This window comes from Psychrobacter sp. FDAARGOS_221 (genome assembly GCF_002313155.2).
Taxonomy (GTDB): Bacteria; Pseudomonadota; Gammaproteobacteria; order Pseudomonadales; family Moraxellaceae; genus Psychrobacter.
This window is the reverse complement of sequence record NZ_NWFK02000001.1, coordinates 1549915-1568181: the sequence shown is the minus strand read 5'-3', so window position 1 is coordinate 1568181 and position 18267 is coordinate 1549915. Positions and strand designations below refer to the sequence as shown.

Below are 18267 nucleotides of genomic sequence, written 5' to 3'. Positions count from 1 at the left end.
GATAGTGTGAGCGTCTTTTTGTGATTAAGCTTTGATTAAATGGCTTATGAACGAAGGGGTTTACTTCAAATGTTCACGCATAAAGTCGATCATCTTATCCCAGCTTTCTTTTGCAGCCGCTTCGTTGTAGCCAAGGTCAACGCCATTTTCAGCAGCACGCTTATCCGCATTTGGGTTGGTAAAGCCATGCTTGGCATTGTCGTACACATCGACGCTGTAGTTAACATCAGCATTGTCTAGCTCTTGTTTTAGACCTGCAACATCGTCCATAGATACCATGCTGTCGTCACGGCCGTGAGCGACTAATACTGCCGCTTTAAAGGTGTCTTTTTCCGCGGGTTGTTTTGGTGATAGGTTACCGTGGAAAGTAGCGACTGCCTTAACTGGCATACCTTCACGTGCCATATCAAGCGCAATTTTACCGCCAAAGCAGTAACCGGCCACACCTAAGCGATTGCCATCCACAGGCAGTTGGTCAGCAAAATCATCCAAAATGGCACGGCAACGACCCATTAATTTGTCTTGGTCGTTTAGCATTTGCGTCATCCACTCATTGGCTTGCGCCGCATCAGTGGTTAATTTGCCTTCACCATAGACGTCCATTGCCACAGCAGCAAAGCCTGCTTTTGCAAGGCGTTCAGTTACTTCACGTGGATGATCGACTACGCCCCACCATTCTGGTGCGACCAAAATACCAGGTACCGCGTTTTCATCAGTGGCATCTTCCGGTAAAGCAACATAGCTGATAAGCTCCATGCCATAATCAGCAGTGGTTTTGATTTCGTAAGTTTTAATACTCATGATATGTCCTTATGTTTTGTTATTGGTGAGTGAATAAGTAATCGAATACGAGGTTATTTATCGAGATTTTATGAAACAGCGTTTGTTGTGCTTATTAACATAGCAAAGATAGTATCAGGTTTCGATTTAAGAAATGTGAACGGCAGCTACAATCAATTGCACTTTGCTGCGCTTTTGTATTGATTCGCTTGCTGCAATCGATTAGTCTGAGCACTATTTGTGACAATGCAGTACTTGTGATGATGATCGACGCTAATAGCCTGATCGCTTTAATGGCCTGATCACTTCTTATTTTTGAGCACTAGGTTTTGAACAATACGGGGAATGACAGTGGCGACAACCGAGCAGATGCGACCAAATTTTTGGCAGCAATATACCTTAGAGGAGCTAACCACCGCAGAGTGGGAAGCACTGTGTGATGGGTGTGGTGCCTGCTGTTTGGAGAAGTTCTTGGACGATCCAGATGAGCCGTATACTGTTGAATACACCGATGTTGCCTGTAAGCTGCTAGATTGTGAGACCGGCTATTGTTCAAATTATGCCAATCGCCATCAGTATGTGCCAGAGTGTGTGTCGCTGACGCCCGCGAAGCTACCGGATATGATGTGGCTGCCCGAAAACTGTGCCTATAAGCGTTTGTATTTGGGACAAGACTTGCCCAAGTGGCATTTATTATTGACCAATGACATTGAGGCGACTAAGCAAGGCATGCGTCAGGCAGGTGTTGGCGTCGCCGGTCGCTGTGTTAGTGAAACCTGGGTTAACGAAGATGATCTAGAAGAGCGCATTATTCAGTGGGTGCATGCCTAATCATATCCATTTTAGACTTCTTTGGCTAGCGTTTAATCTTTGTTTTACTGCCATAAAAAAAGGAGCCTTATTGGCTCCTTTTTTGTTTTATTCTAATCTCAACTGAGAGAGTAGGGTTTACGGATTAGTTCACAAATTCAGGATAGGCCTCTTGACCACATTCAGAGATGTCTGCACCTTCATACTCTTCTTCTTTAGAGATGCGTAGGCCAACAACGGCTTTTAGAACACTCCAAACAATCAGGCTACACACGAATACCCAAACGAAGATGGTAGCGGCGCCCATAAGCTGCATGCCAAATGAAGTGTTTTCATTGGTAATAGGCACAATCAGTAAACCAAACAGACCGACCACGCCATGAACCGAGATGGCACCAACCGGATCATCAATCTTCATCTTATCTAATGCTAGAATCGAGCAAACCACTAGCATACCTGCGATAAAGCCAAATACTGTTGCCAGTAGAGGAGTTGGGGTATCGGGGCCGGCAGTAATGGCAACCAGACCGGCTAATGCACCGTTTAACAACATGGTTAAATCGGCTTTGCCAAAGATGATACGCGCTAACAATAAGGCGCCCAATGCACCGCCAGCAGCTGCCGCATTGGTGTTCAAAAATACCATAGCAACCGTATGTGCGCTATTGATATCGCCAAGCTTAAGCACAGAGCCGCCATTGAAGCCAAACCAGCCGAGCCAAAGAATAAAGGTACCTAAAGCAGCAAGCGGTAAATTAGCACCTGGAATAGCACGGATTTCACCGTTTTTACCATATTTGCCTTTACGCGGCCCGAGCAATAATACGCCGGCCAAAGCAGCAGAAGCGCCTGCCATATGTACAATACCAGAGCCTGCAAAGTCGCTAAAACCAGCACGTACCACATTGCCCGCCGCGTCAGTCACTTCACCCAGTGAGAACAGACCGAATACCGATTGACCATTCCAAGTCCAGCTGCCCTCTATCGGATAAATCAGTCCGGTCATCACCACAGCAAAGGCAAAGAACACCCACAGCTTCATACGCTCAGCAACCGCACCTGACACAATCGACATACAAGTTGCCACAAACACCACTTGGAAGAAAAAGTCAGAGGCTTTTGAGTAGACAGAATCGCCACCGAAGCCATTCTCAGCAGAATCGGCAAGCGCTTGAGCAACCAAGGTGTCGTTACCAGCGATGTCACTTAAGAAGAAGCCGCCGCCATACATAAACTGATAGCCACAGATCATATACATGGTACAGGCAATGGCGAAAAGACCAATATTTTTGGTGAGGATTTCTGTGGTATTTTTAGAGCGAACCAAACCTGCTTCAAGCATGGCAAAGCCAGCTGCCATCCACATGACTAAGGCGCCACAAATTAGGAAATAAAAGGTGTCGAGTGCGTATTGAAGCTCAAAGATCTGGTTTTGCATGTGTTCCCCCTTGGAATGCAATGCCGATTGGCGTGTGCTCATATGGTCAGCGTTAAGTTCTTGATCTTAATCAGTGACAGCTGAGCGCTAAGTCATGACGACAAAGCTGATTTAGATAGCGTCAGGACCAGTTTCGCCAGTACGGATGCGAATGACTTGTTCAAGTGGAGAGATAAAGATTTTACCGTCACCAATTTTGCCAGTGCTGGCAATGCGAGTAATGGCTTCAATTGCAGGCTCTACCATTTCATCTGTTACTGCCACTTCTACTTTTACTTTTGGTAAAAAATCTACCACATACTCAGCCCCACGATACAGCTCAGTGTGGCCTTTTTGACGTCCAAAGCCCTTGACCTCAGTCACTGTGACGCCTTTTACTCCAATTTCAGATAAGGCCTCACGCACATCGTCTAACTTAAAAGGCTTTAATACCGCTGTAATCAATTTCATAGGAAATCCTTATTAATGATTTTGATAGTTGTTTGAGATTAAGTTGTTGGCAATAAGCCACCTGTTAATACAACAAACCATTTATCGCTACTGATGACATTGTTTCAAGAATTGTGCCAACTAAAAATGAAGGGGGAGGACACTTTTAGGGCTAAAAATGCATCATAATGGTGCGTATTACACAATAGTGCACCAAATTAACGTGCACCATATCAGGCAATAACTGAATTATTATAACGAAGTTTCTATAAAGAGGGTTAGCCATTGGTTAGTAATTTGTGAAGTAAACAATCGACACTTTGTGGGTTTAGATGACACCTTACTTTTTAAATCATTAAAGCAGGTTGTTAAGTAATTTGGGCAGGCTTGAAATTACCGATAATAAACCCATATTAATAATAGGGAATAAGAGTCGATTAAAAGTTACACTAGGTTGCCTTTTAATACTGACTTAATACTTTCTAAATTTCAGTTTTATAGTAATCTAATCCTAAGATTTATTTGTTTTATATATTTTATATTCTATAGTTGTTGGCTCGATTTCCCTTCCCAAAGCCATCCATCTATACCGTACATTTAACTCATAATATTTAACCAATAATTAATAATTAATAATTTATAATTAATAACTAATAACTAAACCAACCATTAACTCATGCTCAGCTAAGGCTGCACCAGCCATTACATTAATACACTAACTATTAATCCAGCTATTAATAAAACAACCCTCTATTAAGCTGAAACGGTTAACCTATCAAAGGCTTGCTAACAACCTGCTAATTGAAATCCAGTGAACACTCTAAGCGCTAACGCATAACTCACAAGTAGCAATTCAAAACCAGCCAGCCAATAAATGACCTAGAGCCTGTCCTCGTATTTGATCCATTTAACGTTAGTCGCATCATCAACGTTAAGCACACAAACTAAGAACATGCCCTAAGATCACGGTGTCGCTGTTGAGCATCATGGTTTGGAGGAAATGATGTGTCTATAAACTCAAATACCCCTGTAAATTCAAACAATGCAGTGGTTAAAAAAGATTATATTTCTTGGTTTATCTTTGGCTTAATGGCCAGTGTTACCTTCGTGGGTATCCTCTCAGAATTGGTGCCTTCTGGTATCTTGCCGCAAATGACGCAAGGCCTTGGTATCGAAGAGACGCAAGTGGGCTTCTTAGTGGGTATCTATGCCCTAGCATCCGCCATTTTTGCGATTCCGCTAATCAGTATGACCTTGGCCATCAATAGAAAAACGCTGCTATTACTGCTGCTGGCAGGCTTTGCGGTCTCTAATATCGTGGTCGCCCTGACTTCCTCTTACTATTTAATTGTCGCCATGCGTATTTTGGGCGGTATCTGTGCCGGTATTATGTGGCCGATGATTGCAGCCTATGGCGCAGAGCTGGTCACTGAAGATCTGCAAGGCCGCGCCATTACCATCATCATGGCAGGCAACACCTTTGGTGTCAGTTTGGGATTGCCGTTTATGACCTATATAGGCACCCATCTTGGCTGGCGTACAGAGTTTATATTGCTAGGCGCTATGGGGGCTTTGATTGCCTTATTATCGGCGAAGTTCTTGCCTGCGGTACCAGGCGAAAAGCTGACCCAAAGCAACTCACCACTGGCGATGTTAAAGATTCCACAAGTGTGGATAGTGCTGGTGCTGACCTTCTTGTCGGTAGTGGCTCACTATAGTACCTACACTTACATCACGTTATTGGTCGATACCTTGGCCTTCGCTGGCGGTATTAGTCTGGCGTTACTTATCTTTGGTATTGGCTCAGTCATCTCTGTGGTGTTATCGGCACGTGTTATTGATGCCCATTTGCGTGGTCTCATTGTGGCGATGTTAATTGCTGGTGCGCTGGCTATGGGTATTTTCGTATTATTCGGCGGCACTTCTGGACTGTCACACATTGCCTTTTTCTTATGGGGCTTGGCCTTTGGCCCATTAGTGACCATGTGGCAGACCGCAGTGAGCAAGCAGGTGTCAGAAGCCAAAGCGGTCGCCACTTCGGTGCAATCGAGTGTGTTTAACTTCTCAATCATGATAGCCACTTGGATCGCCGGCTTAATCTTGGTGCATGCGCCACAAGTCGGGGTGATGGGCATCGTTTACTTATCCATCTTATGTTTTATTCCAGCCATTATTTTATCGGTTATGGCAAAACGTACGTTAGACGCTTAAGGAGATATTATGAAAAAGTTTATTAATGCCAAGGTTTATGGTCATGACAATGCCAGTGAAATTTTAGTTAAAGATGGCGTGTTTCATGACATCGGTAACAATCTAGCCGATGCTGATGAGGTGATTGATCTAAAAGGCCGTTTGGTTGTGCCGCCTTATGTCGATGCGCATTTACACTTAGATTATGTCTATACCGGTAGAAGTGAAGGCGCCAATAACAGCAGTGGTACCCTGTTCGAAGGTATTGCACGCTGGCACGATGTCAAAAAGACACAGACGCTAGAAGATGCCAAACAGCGTGCGCTAAAAGGTATTCAAGAAGAAGTGTCAAAAGGGGTGCAATTTATCCGTACTCACATTGACGTCTGTGACCCAGATTTAACCGGTCTAAAAGCCATGTTAGAGGTGCGTGAGCAGCTAAAAGACAATGTCACCATTCAGATTGTCGCCTTCCCACAAGAGGGGATGTACGCTTATAAAGGAGGTGATGAGTTGGTAGAAGAAGCGCTGAAGATGGGCGCAGATTGTGTTGGCGGTATCCCGCACTTTGAATGGGCTTACGAGTTTGGTCAAGATTCGGTACGTAAAGCAGTAGAGTTAGCGATTAAATATGACAAATTAATCGATATTCACTGTGACGAAACCGACGACCCAATGAGCCGTCATGTACAGCTATTAAACGCCTTAGTAATGGTAGAAGGTATTGGCACACGTACCGCGGCCAGCCATACCTGTTCATTCGGTTCCGCCGATAACGCCTATGCATTCCGTATGATGCAACTGTTCCAGCAGTCGGGCATGAACTTTATTTCACTACCAACTGAGAACGCTTATCTACAAGGTCGTCAGGACACCTATCCAAAACGCCGTGGTCTAACTCGTGTGAAAGAGTTCTGGGACAGTGGTATTAACGTCTGTTTTGGTCAAGACTCGATTAATGACCCTTGGTATCCAGCTGGTAACGGTAACTTGATGAATATTCTAGACAATGGTATTCACTTGGCACAGACCATGTCATTCGATGAGTTAGACAGATGTATTGACCTGATTACTTATAACGGTGCGAAGACGCTAAACGTTGAAGATCAGTATGGTCTTGAAAAAGGTAAGCCAGCCAACTTCCTAGTATTAGATGCAGATTCTCCGTTTGAAGCGGTACGTCAGCGTGCTGATGCATTAGCCTCAATCCGAAATGGTGAGTATCTGTTCAAAAAGCCAGAGCCGAGCTATGAAGTTGAGCTAGACTTATTCCGTAAAACAAAATAAACATAATGACTATCTAATAAGCATAACGATTATCTAATAAGCATAAAGACTACCTACGGAGCAAATTAACTGTTTTATAGGTTAAATCTGTAGAGTAAATTTTGTAGAGAGAGTAAATACTCGAAAAAAAAGCAGCTTAAATTAAGCTGCTTTTTTTATGTTAATTACTACATACGTGGGTAAAGTAAATAAGGCGTGCGACTGGCTTTAAGTAGCTTACGTGTATCACTGCCATGTAGCAGCTCGTGTAAGCGTGATTCACCAAAGGCACCGGTGATTAGGAGATCTAGCTGATGCTTTTGTTGATAGAAGGTCAGGGTCGCTGTGGTATCTCGGCCTTCAAGCAGCGCCTTTTTACAGTCAATACCGACCTGCTTTAAGCGCGCATAAGCCTCACGCAGCGCATCTTTATTGCGCTCATTTTCTTCGCCGACCATTACCACGTGTAGGGTTAGATTTCTCACCAACGAGTTGCTGCACAACCAGTCTAATAAGGCATGACTGGTCGGGCGATTATCAAAGGCAAACAACGCTGTTTTGGGAGCATGAAAGTCTTCGTGAGTCACCAGAATAGGGCAGCGACTGGCACGCACTAACTGTGACAGGGTGTCTTTGCAGGTTACCTGATGACCTATCACGATCAGCTGAGCATTATTATCGACATAATCAAGGCTGTCGGCTAATGAGGCATGACGATGTAGCATATAGGTATGAAATTGATGGCGACCTTGATGCTGCTCACAGTAGTTTTCGGCCTGTTTTAATAGCACTCGGCCTTGGTCACGCAGCTTACTGTTACTGCTTTTTTCTTCACGTGCTAACTGGTTCAGCAAGTTCTCACCATCATCGGCAATCAAGCAACCAGAGTAGTCCATGGCTGCTTTGTGATACACGCTCGGCGTTGAATGTAGCAAACCGATTGGTGCTTGCAACGCCTTTGCCGACCACATGCTGGCATCGAGTACGGCCTGCACATGATTTGGGCAGTCAAGGCAGGCAATGACACTGTCTGGTATTAAGTTACTCATATGACTCACTCAATCTGATGCTGTCTGTTAATTAATCAAGCAAGCCGATGTCACGACGATCATGAATCGAGAACTGATCAATTAAGGTACGGCTGGCGCTGTTTAATCCAATTACTTTAACATCAATACCTTCACGTTGGAAACGGATAACAAGCTTGTCTAAGGTATCCACAGCTGTCACGTCCCAAAAGTGAGCGTGTGTGACGTCAATAACCACACTATTAAGCGCTTCTTTGGTATCAAAGCTGTCTAAGAAGTAAGTGGTTGAGCTAAAGAATACCTGACCGTGTACATAGTAGTAACGGGTGTTGTTTTGCTCATCGTACTCACTATAGATACTTAAGAATTGACTGATTTTGTTAGCAAAGAACAGGGCAGATAATAAGACGCCAACCAACACACCGTAAGCCAAGTTATGGCTAAACACGGTAGTGATGACAGTAGCGACCATGACTATGTTGAATGACATAGGATGGGTCTTGAACTCACGTAGCGACTCCCAGTTAAAGGTACCGATAGAGACCATAATCATAACCGCAACCAATGCTGCCATCGGAATTTGACTGACCCAATCGCTTAAAAATACCACTAAGATTAGTAGCACCACACCGGCAATCAGTGTCGATAGACGTGTACGGCCACCCGATTTTACGTTAATCACTGATTGACCAATCATGGCACAGCCGGCCATACCACCAAAGAATCCTGATACCACGTTGGCAATACCTTGACCACGACACTCGCGGTTTTTATCACTTAAGGTATCGGTTAAGTCATCGACAATAGTTGCTGTCATCATAGACTCAAGCAAGCCAACCACGGCTAATGCAGCAGAGTAAGGCGCGATAATTAGTAAGGTTTCTAAGTTTAGTGGGATATCTGGTAATAAAAACATCGGCAGAGTATCTGGCAGATCACCCATATCGCCGACGTTACGGATGTCTAATCCCATATATAATGCAACGATGGTCAGACCAACAATACAAATCAGCGGTGAAGGAATGATTTTGCCAATTTTTGGTATTAACGGAAAACCGTAAATAATAGCCAGTCCGGCTGCGGTCATCAGGTACACAGGTAGCCCAATTCGATCGGCCGCTTCAGGGTTTAATGCTGGAATCAGCTCTGGCAGCTGCGCCATAAAAATCAAAATGGCCAAGGCGTTGACGAAACCAATCACCACTGAGCGTGATACAAAGCGCATCAGATTACCGAGCTTAAACACACCCATGACGAACTGAATCACACCACACAGTAAGGTGGCGGCCAATAAATACTGCAGCCCATGCTCAGCGACTAAGGTGACCATGACTAATGCCATGGCACCGGTCGCAGCAGAAATCATACCTGGGCGGCCACCGACGAAGCTGATGACAACCGCAATACAAAATGAGGCATACAGCCCCACTTTTGGATCAACACCGGCGATGATAGAAAAGGCAATGGCTTCGGGGATTAGGGCTAAAGCGACTACCAATCCAGAGAGCACGTCACCACGCACATTTGAAAACCACTCGTCTCGTATTGTATTTATAGAAGGTACTATCATATATTTATGTTATTAACTTATTTGTTAGGTTACATTTTAAAGGGGTGTTGCTCAGCATTGGCCAATAGCCTAGTTTTAAGCCCTAGAGTGATGCCAAGAGCTTAGATAGGAACTGAAATACTGACAACCGGTAAGTGGTGCGCGATATTAAAAGGCGCACTAGTGTGTTATGTGCGATTTTGTAGCATTAATTTGTAGCATTAAATTAAGACCAACAGGGCTGGGGTCATGGTAGAATAAAAACCAGTAGAGTCCAGCCACTAGATAGCCGTTATTTTAGCATTAAATATTAGTGTAGCGACAAAAGCCAAGCATAATTGCTTTGACTGTGGTCTTTACTTTGGTTGATTCATTTTTTGATATTTGTTTTTGCCGGCTGTGACGGTTTGACAAAGGTTTGACAAAACAACAACCCTCAGCTGAGTGTCGGCAAAAAAATAGCAGCATCATACCATAATAAACAAATAAGGTCAGATTATCGGTGCTGACCCAAGCGTAAATAAGCAGGTAGTACAGCCCATTGATTGCGTCAGCCAAATATCAAACCTACAGTTGCCTATTAACATTGTGGCAACGTCAACCTTAACCTCAATACAAGTTTAACCTATGCCAACTACCACATCAGAAACAACCATGACAACACATATTGATTCTTCATCAAATACAGCGACAGCCAACAACTCATCAAGCACTGCAGCAGATCAAAAGCTTTCCACCCAAGACGCCATGATTCAAAAGGGCAGTGGCTTACAGGTAGTGATAGGCTTAGGTCAATCTGGCTTAGCAACGGCCAACTATTTGGCCAAGCGTGGCTACCGTGTCGCAGTGACTGATGCCAACGCAGCTCCCGGCTTAGCAGCACAGCTTGATTCTCGTATTGAGATACGTGCGTTTGGCGCTATCGACGCAGACTTATTGCTAAAAGCTGAGCGTATTGTGATTAGTCCAGGCGTGGCACTGACAACCCCTGCTGTGGCGAAGGCTAAGCAGGCAGGCATTGCCATTGTCAGTGATATTCAACTGTTTAAAGAGGCCTGCCGTGCCCCGATTGTGGCCATCACAGGCTCGAATGCGAAGAGCACGGTCACAACCTTAGTGGGGCAAATGGCAAAAGATGCCGGCATTAATGTCGGTGTGGGTGGCAATATTGGCGTGCCTGCCTTAAGCTTATTAGAAGATGAGCAGTTGGGTGAACAGATGCAGCTGGCAGTGCTTGAGTTGTCTAGCTTTCAGTTAGAGACGGTTACTAATCTAGGCGCTAAAGTTGCGACCGTATTGAATATGTCGCCAGATCACTTAGATCGTCATGGCGATATGCTCGGCTATCACCAAGCCAAGCATCGTATCTTCCAAGGGGCTGAGTCGATTGTGATTAATCGTGACGATGCTTTATCACGTCCATTGGTTGCAGATGATATTCCACGTTTGAGTGTTGGTTCTAATGCGCCAGACTTAGGTGAATTTGGTTTGATTACCGAGGGTGATGGCAGTATTTATTTGGCCAAAGGCACGCATAAGCTAATCGGTGCTGATCAACTGAAAGTTAAGGGTAAGCATAACTTGCTTAATGCGTTGTCCGCGTTAGCGTTAGGAGAGCTGGCAGGGATTGAGATGCCCAGCATGCTAAAAACGTTACAAGAGTTTTCTGGATTGCCACACCGCTGCCAATTTGTGGATAATGTGGCAGGTGTTGAGTACTTCAATGACTCAAAAGGAACCAATGTCGGCTCGACGCTGGCTGCCATTTCTGGTCTAGGCTCTGTCTATAGTAGCCGTAGTGATGGTAAGACTAAGCTGCTACTGATATTGGGCGGACAAGGCAAAGGCCAGCAATTTGGTGAGCTGGTACCGCTGCTTAATCAATATGTGAGTCAGCTGATCCTTATCGGAGAAGATGCTGGCATTATCGACGAGCACTTGCAGCAAGCGCAGTTAAGTGAGACAGTTGAGAGACATCACTGTGATACTCTAGAGCAGGCGATGACCAAGGCGCAGTCGTTAACCGCAAGTAGTTTGTCACAAGTTGCGGCAGTATTGTTATCACCGGCTTGCGCCAGCTTCGACCAATACATCGGTTATAGCCAACGTGGTGAGCATTTTTGTCAATTGGTTGCTCAATTGGCAGACAATGAACCCAGCTAGCTGTGGTTAAACTAAAAAGCGTTACCCCCAAAAAAGTCTTGCAACCCATTTTTATCATTCATCGTTTTAAGTACAGTTGAACCTTTATGGCAAATAATACCTCCCCGGCATCTCGCTTTTCAGCAAAGGCATCATCACAACGCAAGCGTGATTATTCAGGCATATTCTCTGTGCCAACGGCGGGCGGTGTGCTGCTCACCAGTGTGTGCTGCTTGCTGGTATTAAGCCTGGTTATGGTCGCTTCTGCTTCCATTCCATTTGCTAACATGCACGACTTAAAACAGCTGAACTTTTTTTATAATCAGCTGTGGTATATAGCCATTGGGGCGACTGCGGGTTTTGTGACTTACAAAATGCGCCTATCTTGGTTTTATGACATGCTGTTTTTAGTGGTGTCTTTGGTAACCGTACTGCTGTTACTGATATTAACGCTACTCATAGGCGATGATATTAACGGTGCAAAGCGATGGATTGAATTTGGCTCAGTCAACTTTCAGGTCGCCGAGCTTGCGAAGTTGGTGATGGTGTTATTTACTGCTGACTTTGTGGTGCGCCGTGGTAATGAGGTGCGCCAAGGTATCGGCGGTATCATACGTTTAGGCGTCACGGTTGGTATCTTGATTGCGCTCATCTTGTCACAGCCCGACTTCGGGTCAGTGGTTATCCTAAGTGGTGTTATTTTGTCTATCTTCTTCGTGGCAGGTGCGCCTTGGAGTCAGATAATATGGCTGATCATTCTAGGCGCATTGGGCGGCGCTTATGCGATTTTATTCCAAGAGTATCGGGTGATACGTTTTGCCTCTTTCTGGGATCCGTTTGATGACATTCAAGGTTCAGACTATCAGTTAGCACGCAGTTTGATTGCGTTTGGTCGTGGTGAAGTGACTGGTGTTGGCTATGGTGAAAGTGTGCAAAAGCTGGCGCATTTACCTGAGGCCCATACTGACTTCTTATTGGCAATTACTGGTGAAGAGCTAGGGTTAGTAGGGGTATTAACGGTATTGATTCTAGAAGCATTGGTGGTCGCCAGTGTGATGCGTATTAGCTATAACGCACTGCGCAATCATCAAATGCGTTTAAGCTACACCGCTTTTGGTTTTGGTATTATCTTTATTGGTCAAATCATGGTGAATGCGGGTATGAACATGGGTATCATGCCAACCAAGGGTTTGACACTGCCGTTTTTTAGCTATGGCGGCTCATCGATGCTGATTTGTTTAGTTATGGTCGGTTTGTTATTAAATATTCAAAAAACCAGCCCTAAGATTGCCTCTATCCGTTGCCGTCATTATTAATTAATACTGATATTAGTACTGATGTTGATACTAGATTTAGTCTTTTTACTGAACTGTGCTGATTGTAAGCGCTGGTTATAAGCATAGAGAATTTAAATTAAACTGTGCCCAAGACTCTCTGCTGTTGCAAAGGCTTATTTTGCCACTGCTGTACCGCTTGCTTTAGCATCAGTTCAGGACTATCGAGTTCCACTTTATCTTGTTTTAATAAATTCAATGCCTGCAGTATTAACTGTTGGCATTTTTTTGTGCTCGACGTATCAATGGGTTCTGCTAAGTTTTGCTTGGATAGCTTTTGGCCGTGCTGGTTCTCTACCAAAGGCAGATGATACCAGTGCTCAACCATAGGCAGATTAAGATAGGACATTATGGCAATTTGTGCCGGCGTCAGTGGTAGGATGTCTAAGCCACGCATCACGTGAGTAATGCCTTGTAGCCCGTCATCAACACTAGCCGCCAAAAAGTAGTTAATGGTTCCATCTGCGCGGCGTAATACCACATCGCCTAAGGTTTGCTGCGGATTGGCCCACTGCATACCTTGGATGCCATCCAAAAAGCCAATGCTGTAATTGGGCAGCTGAACTCTGACTTTGCGCTGAGTAAAATCTGCAATCCGCTGTTGATAGGCGTTATCTGTATTAAGTTCAGAATTGAGTTTAGGTTGAGTGTCTGGTGTAGATGTAGCGCTTGGTGTGTATTTAGCACTTGGTTCGGGTCGACAAAACCCAGGGTAGATTGGATATTCAGCAAGCTGTTTGCGCGAGCAACCACAGCCATACAGACGATTCGATAGACCGTCATACAGCAGTTCATTATAAATGGATTCGCGCCGTGACTGATAAAACACCTCATCGTCCCAGTACAGGCCAAGGTGTTCTAAATCACGTAAGATTTGAGCGCTAAATTCAGGTCGGCAGCGTTGACGGTCGGTATCTTCGATACGAACCAACCAGTGGCCTTGAATTGACTTAATATGACAGTAACTGGCAAGCGCAGTGGTCAGCGACCCAAGGTGCAGTTGTCCTGTCGGGGAGGGCGCAAAACGACCCATAGCTAACGAATCGTTAGGGTGTGCGGCAGGCCGTTTTGGGCAATGTGTTGGCATAAGCTGAGGTTAATAATCACCCGTCTAATACATTAGACGTGAGATTATGAATGTCCCCAGTTTTGACGCTCTTTGATCTCTGATAACGTCTTACAATCGATACATTGAGTAGCAGTAGGACGTGCCTCTAAGCGGCGTAGACCAATCTCGACACCACACGTTTCACAGAATCCGTAATCACCAGTGCTGATATCAGCCAGTGACTTATCAATCTTACGAATCAGCTTACGCTCACGATCTCGGGTGCGTAATGCCAGTGCAAACTCTTCTTCCTGAGTGGCTCTATCATTGGTATCTGATAGCGATGCAGACTCATCTTGAATGTAGTTCTTGGTGCGGTCAGCATCTCCTGCCAGCTGTAGCTTCCATGCTTTTAAAATATCTTCAAAGTGTTTAAGCTGGGCATCTGACATGTATTCTTCGTCTGCTTTCGCTTCGTAAGGCTTAAAGGTTAAGTCGTCAGTAGCAGTTTGACTCATGACAGTTTCCTATATCCATTAGTAGGGGTGCTGAAATAAAATAATTGACTCTTATATCACAATTTTTTTTATTTGACTAGAGCTAGTATATAAGTGCTGGTTAATATTTTTTCAACCTCAGCAGCTAAATGAGGGTCATAAAATCAATTAGTTGGCTTGGTAAGCCGAGTCACCCAACTGTTAATCTCTCCTTCAATTGTCAATGTTAACCAGCGATATCCAGGAGATGCATCAGGGTCCAATGCAAAGTCATCTTCATTGGGTTTGAACTGATAGCAGGTCGAAGGCGTCGTATAGACGTTGACCCCAGACTGACTGCTTTCATAATCTTGATGAACATGTCCTGATAGCACCGCTTTGACTTGCGGGAATTGCTTAATTAATGCCCAAAAATCGCTCGCATCTTGGGTAATATGTGCATCTATCCAAGCAGAGTGCATTGGAAGCAGGTGATGATGCATGGCAATCATGACAGGATTATGACAGTTTGCGAGCTTTTGACGTAGCCATTGCAAGTTTTTGTTGCCGACTGCACCATATATCTTCCCAGGTACACTACTGTCTAGCAGCAGCAATTCCCAGTTATTCAATTGAATGCTATGACGTGATAATAGGCGAGGGTCTGCCGTGTGCGCGACGAATTGACGTTGCTCAAAGGCAAGATGGGTATTGAGCTCGTCGGTGACATCATGATTACCGGCAATGCAGGCGTGAGGGATGCCGGTTTGTTGTAACAGCTCAAAGATTCTATCGTATATTTGGGTGTTGACCTCATTGACCAAGTCGCCGGTCAGCAAGATCAAATCACAACGTCTGTCTTCATTTAAGGCTTGATTAAGACAGGCGACAAAGTTTTGATGGTTATTAATGCCTGCTGTCGACGTGGTTGTATCCCAATACAGATGGGGGTCTGTTAGCTGCAAAATATTAATGTTGCCATCTGCGGTGTGGATAGCGGTTGGCGGATATTGACGCTTTAGATCGGAGTCAGAACGGTTCGGCATAGGCTTGCTTGTTTATCTTGTGTTGTCTTAATGAGTGTTTGTTTCGATGTAGGTTGAGTATGAGCTTGGGTTTGGGTTCGAGCTTGAGTTAGCCAGTAACAGCCACAGCCACTAAATGCGCGAGACTATAAAAGACGCAAAGAAGGCCAATGCCAATCCTAACACAATCGCCAACCCGGTTTGAATATCTAATAACACACTGCCCCAAACACCGCCAGTGACGGCCAATTGTGCCAAAATAATAGCGATAATCACCATTTGCTTGGGTGACTGAGCGAATAATCTGGCAGTTAATGCTGGCAATATTAATAAGCCGCTGATTAATAAGCTACCGACGGCTTGTAATGCCAACGCACAGAATCCGGCCAATACCCCCATAAAGAATAGGCGCTGACGGGTTGCGTTGACCCCAGCAACCAAGGCCAAGTCGCGATGACTGGCTAGGATGATTTGCGGTCGCCAAATATAGGTCAATACGGCAACACCGACAGCCACAGATACTGCCAATACTGGCAAATCAGTCCAGCCTACTTCCAGTAAGTTACCGAACAGATAGCCCAATACATTAGACTGTAATTGTGTCAAATGAGTTAAGGTTAATAATCCTGAGCATAATAAAGTTACGGATACCACGGCAAGCAGAGCATCACTGGGCAGGCGCTCATCTTCTAACCAAATCAATCCCAGTACTACCATGATACTGACGATCACGATACCGACCGATGAGGGCCATTGCCATAACGCAGCCAGCGCCACACCAAATAAGGTGCCATGTGCCAATGCGTCGGCAAAGAAGGCCATACGCCGCCATAGTACTAAGCAGCCAAGCGGTGCAGATAATAATGCCAATAGGCTGCCTGCAATCCAAGCAGGGGCAATGATGTCAAGCCATTCAGATAGCATAAAACTGAGATTCCACGATAATTAAGTTGGTTGTGATTGAATCTTGACTGGGGTTAGGTTGTGGTTACGACTCAATCTAAGGTTAAGACCAATGCTTGCATACTGCTTGTACTTGTATCACAAGGGCAGTGGTTAATGTACATGCGGCCCAACATGTTGGCATTCATGAGGCTTATGGATATAAGGCTGCTCATATTGATGTCCAAACAGCTGTTTAAATTCTTGAGATACCCCGATATCGCTCGGCTGTCCCTCACAGCAAATATGCTTGTTCAGACAAATCACTCGGCGACTACCGCGCATGACCCAATGTAAGTCGTGCGAGACGACGACCATTGCACACTGCAAAAACGGTGGCAGATCATCAATAAACTCATATAACCAGCGCTCACTTTCAGGATCGAGCCCTTGCATCGGTTCATCTAAAATTAGCAGATTGGGTTTGCTTAAAAAGGAGCGTGCCAATAACACACGCTGGGTTTCACCGCCTGATAAGTGAATGACCTGTTTTTTCAATAAAGGCGTGATTGATAAGCGTTGATACAAAAAGGCTTGCTCATCGGCGCTTAGCTCATTATTGGTTTGTGCCAATAAATCTTGCACGCGTAGCGGCAAAATCGGCGGTACACTAAACTTTTGTGGCACATAGCTCACTTTTAGATCAGGGTGACGATGGATATGGCCGGAAGTAGGCGTTATCAGACCTAGTATCAGTTTCATCAAGGTTGATTTACCAGCACCATTAGGCCCAATAACGCTTATTTTTTCGCCTGGTAGAATATTTAAGCTGATATTGGTGAGCAGCACTTTTTGTTGCTGTGTTTCAGTGTCAGCTATGCTTTGAGAGGCTGTCTTTTTTGCTGAGCGTGCACCACTGAGCCAGTTAAATCGTTTGCTGCCCGCTCCTTGCTTAGCAGGATGATGAGCACGGCCACTGAGTCGGTAGCCGATCGACTCTAAACGCATTAAAGGAGTTGCCGAATTGTGTTCTGTTGTCATGGCTTAAGCCTCTGCTGAGGATAGGGCAGAGGTATGGGGCAGGCAGCTGTCACACAGGCCTTTAAGCTCCATCACACATTGTTGTACTTGAAAGCCGACCTGTTGTTTGACGTAATTGACAATTTGCTGTACCGGCATACCGCTAAACTCCTGAACCCGCTGGCAAGCATTGCATAACAAAAAGACCGCATTATGCTGATCACGAGGGTGACAGCAAGGCACGAAGGCATTGATGGAGGTGAGCTGATGAATGAAGCCAAACTCCAGTAAGAACTCTAGGGTGCGATACACGGTCGGCGGCGCAACCATTTTGGCTTTTTCACCATCTTGTTTGGTACGGCTGTCTTGCAGGCCTTGAATCAAATCGTAAGCACCCAATGGCTTATCTGACTGTAAGATCAGCTGATACACCATCTTTCTTAACGGCGTAAAGCGTGCCCCTTTTTCGGCGCACAGTTTTTCTGCTGCCAACAAGCGCTGCTCAATCTGCTGCTCAGAAAACGCGTGCACGTCATGTAAATGAGGACCTGCATGAGAGCCACACGTCGCCTGCTCAACACTGTATGTTTGGCTGCTATTAGTCAGCTTGCTCGAGTTGGTCATGGCCTACCTCCTTAGTCAGGGGAACCATTAATTTATAAATAAATAATTAGGGTTTAATTTTTAGTATTAATGATTATATCGTGAATAGCGATTGCTAAAGATAATTAAGCGTTTAAAACGATTTAAATGAAATGACTTAATTTTTTATGAGTTATAGTATAACATATCTGATAATTATTTCCCTAGCACATACATCCAGTTCATATATACTCATACACAATAATAA

The 18267-nt window shown here is 44.8% G+C and carries 16 protein-coding genes; 5 read left to right on the top strand and 11 right to left on the bottom strand.

Translation table 11 applies throughout. The features are described from left to right. Positions 1 to 60: 60 nt before the first annotated feature. Entirely contained in the window at positions 61 to 801 is a 741-nt protein-coding gene (locus tag A6J60_RS06540; protein WP_096065264.1) for a dienelactone hydrolase family protein, read from the bottom strand. Positions 802 to 1149: 348 nt separating this feature from the next. Between A6J60_RS06540 and A6J60_RS06535 the strand changes: the two genes are divergently transcribed. Next, positions 1150 to 1611, top strand: a complete 462-nt coding sequence (locus A6J60_RS06535) for a YcgN family cysteine cluster protein (protein ID WP_227526181.1) — start codon at positions 1150 to 1152, stop codon at positions 1609 to 1611. 124 nt (positions 1612 to 1735) lie between these two features. Here the strand turns inward: A6J60_RS06535 and A6J60_RS06530 are convergent, their stop codons facing one another. Then, complete coding sequence (locus A6J60_RS06530; RefSeq protein WP_096065262.1) at positions 1736 to 3028, bottom strand: ammonium transporter; 1293 nt, start codon at positions 3026 to 3028, stop codon at positions 1736 to 1738. A gap of 111 nt (positions 3029 to 3139) precedes the next feature. After that, on the bottom strand, positions 3140 to 3478 hold the full coding sequence (locus tag A6J60_RS06525) for a P-II family nitrogen regulator (RefSeq protein ID WP_007394533.1): 339 nt from the start codon (positions 3476 to 3478) through the stop codon (positions 3140 to 3142). A 984-nt stretch (positions 3479 to 4462) separates the two neighbouring features. Here A6J60_RS06525 and A6J60_RS06520 point away from each other — a divergent pair. Together A6J60_RS06520 and A6J60_RS06515 are read left to right on the top strand one after the other, a co-directional pair. After that, a complete protein-coding gene (locus A6J60_RS06520) occupies positions 4463 to 5668 on the top strand; it encodes an MFS transporter (protein ID WP_264755569.1) in 1206 nt (401 codons plus the stop codon). A gap of 9 nt (positions 5669 to 5677) precedes the next feature. Beyond that, complete coding sequence (locus A6J60_RS06515) at positions 5678 to 6934, top strand: amidohydrolase family protein (RefSeq protein ID WP_096065261.1); 1257 nt, start codon at positions 5678 to 5680, stop codon at positions 6932 to 6934. 167 nt (positions 6935 to 7101) lie between these two features. Here the strand turns inward: A6J60_RS06515 and A6J60_RS06510 are convergent, their stop codons facing one another. Both A6J60_RS06510 and A6J60_RS06505 read right to left on the bottom strand, forming a co-directional pair. Beyond that, positions 7102 to 7962, bottom strand: a complete 861-nt coding sequence (locus A6J60_RS06510) for a universal stress protein (protein ID WP_096065260.1) — start codon at positions 7960 to 7962, stop codon at positions 7102 to 7104. A 31-nt stretch (positions 7963 to 7993) separates the two neighbouring features. Next, positions 7994 to 9511 carry a SulP family inorganic anion transporter gene (locus A6J60_RS06505; protein ID WP_096065259.1) on the bottom strand — a complete coding sequence of 506 codons (1518 nt, stop codon included), beginning with the start codon at positions 9509 to 9511 and terminating at the stop codon, positions 7994 to 7996. Positions 9512 to 10237: 726 nt separating this feature from the next. Between A6J60_RS06505 and murD the strand changes: the two genes are divergently transcribed. Further along, positions 10238 to 11653: a UDP-N-acetylmuramoyl-L-alanine--D-glutamate ligase gene (murD, locus tag A6J60_RS06495; RefSeq protein ID WP_227526180.1), complete on the top strand. Its 1416-nt coding sequence runs from the start codon at positions 10238 to 10240 to the stop codon at positions 11651 to 11653. 86 nt (positions 11654 to 11739) lie between these two features. After that, positions 11740 to 12948, top strand: coding sequence for a putative lipid II flippase FtsW (gene ftsW / locus A6J60_RS06490; RefSeq protein WP_096065257.1), 1209 nt, complete (start codon positions 11740 to 11742; stop codon positions 12946 to 12948). A gap of 97 nt (positions 12949 to 13045) precedes the next feature. Here the strand turns inward: ftsW and gluQRS are convergent, their stop codons facing one another. The 6 genes from gluQRS to A6J60_RS06460 form a co-directional block, all read right to left on the bottom strand. Beyond that, positions 13046 to 14053 (bottom strand): tRNA glutamyl-Q(34) synthetase GluQRS, encoded by a 1008-nt coding sequence (gene gluQRS / locus A6J60_RS06485; RefSeq protein ID WP_096065256.1) that lies wholly within the window; start codon positions 14051 to 14053, stop codon positions 13046 to 13048. A 44-nt stretch (positions 14054 to 14097) separates the two neighbouring features. Continuing rightward, the gene (gene dksA / locus A6J60_RS06480) at positions 14098 to 14532 is read right to left on the bottom strand and encodes an RNA polymerase-binding protein DksA (protein WP_096065255.1); all 435 of its coding nucleotides are present in this window, start codon (positions 14530 to 14532) and stop codon (positions 14098 to 14100) included. A gap of 143 nt (positions 14533 to 14675) precedes the next feature. Next, complete coding sequence (locus A6J60_RS06475; protein WP_096065254.1) at positions 14676 to 15536, bottom strand: metallophosphoesterase; 861 nt, start codon at positions 15534 to 15536, stop codon at positions 14676 to 14678. Positions 15537 to 15647: 111 nt separating this feature from the next. After that, entirely contained in the window at positions 15648 to 16439 is a 792-nt protein-coding gene (locus A6J60_RS06470) for a metal ABC transporter permease (protein WP_096065253.1), read from the bottom strand. Positions 16440 to 16571: 132 nt separating this feature from the next. Further along, positions 16572 to 17438 carry a metal ABC transporter ATP-binding protein gene (locus A6J60_RS06465; RefSeq protein WP_227526083.1) on the bottom strand — a complete coding sequence of 289 codons (867 nt, stop codon included), beginning with the start codon at positions 17436 to 17438 and terminating at the stop codon, positions 16572 to 16574. A 3-nt stretch (positions 17439 to 17441) separates the two neighbouring features. Next, the gene (locus A6J60_RS06460) at positions 17442 to 18041 is read right to left on the bottom strand and encodes a Fur family transcriptional regulator (protein ID WP_096065252.1); all 600 of its coding nucleotides are present in this window, start codon (positions 18039 to 18041) and stop codon (positions 17442 to 17444) included. Positions 18042 to 18267 lie beyond the last annotated feature (226 nt).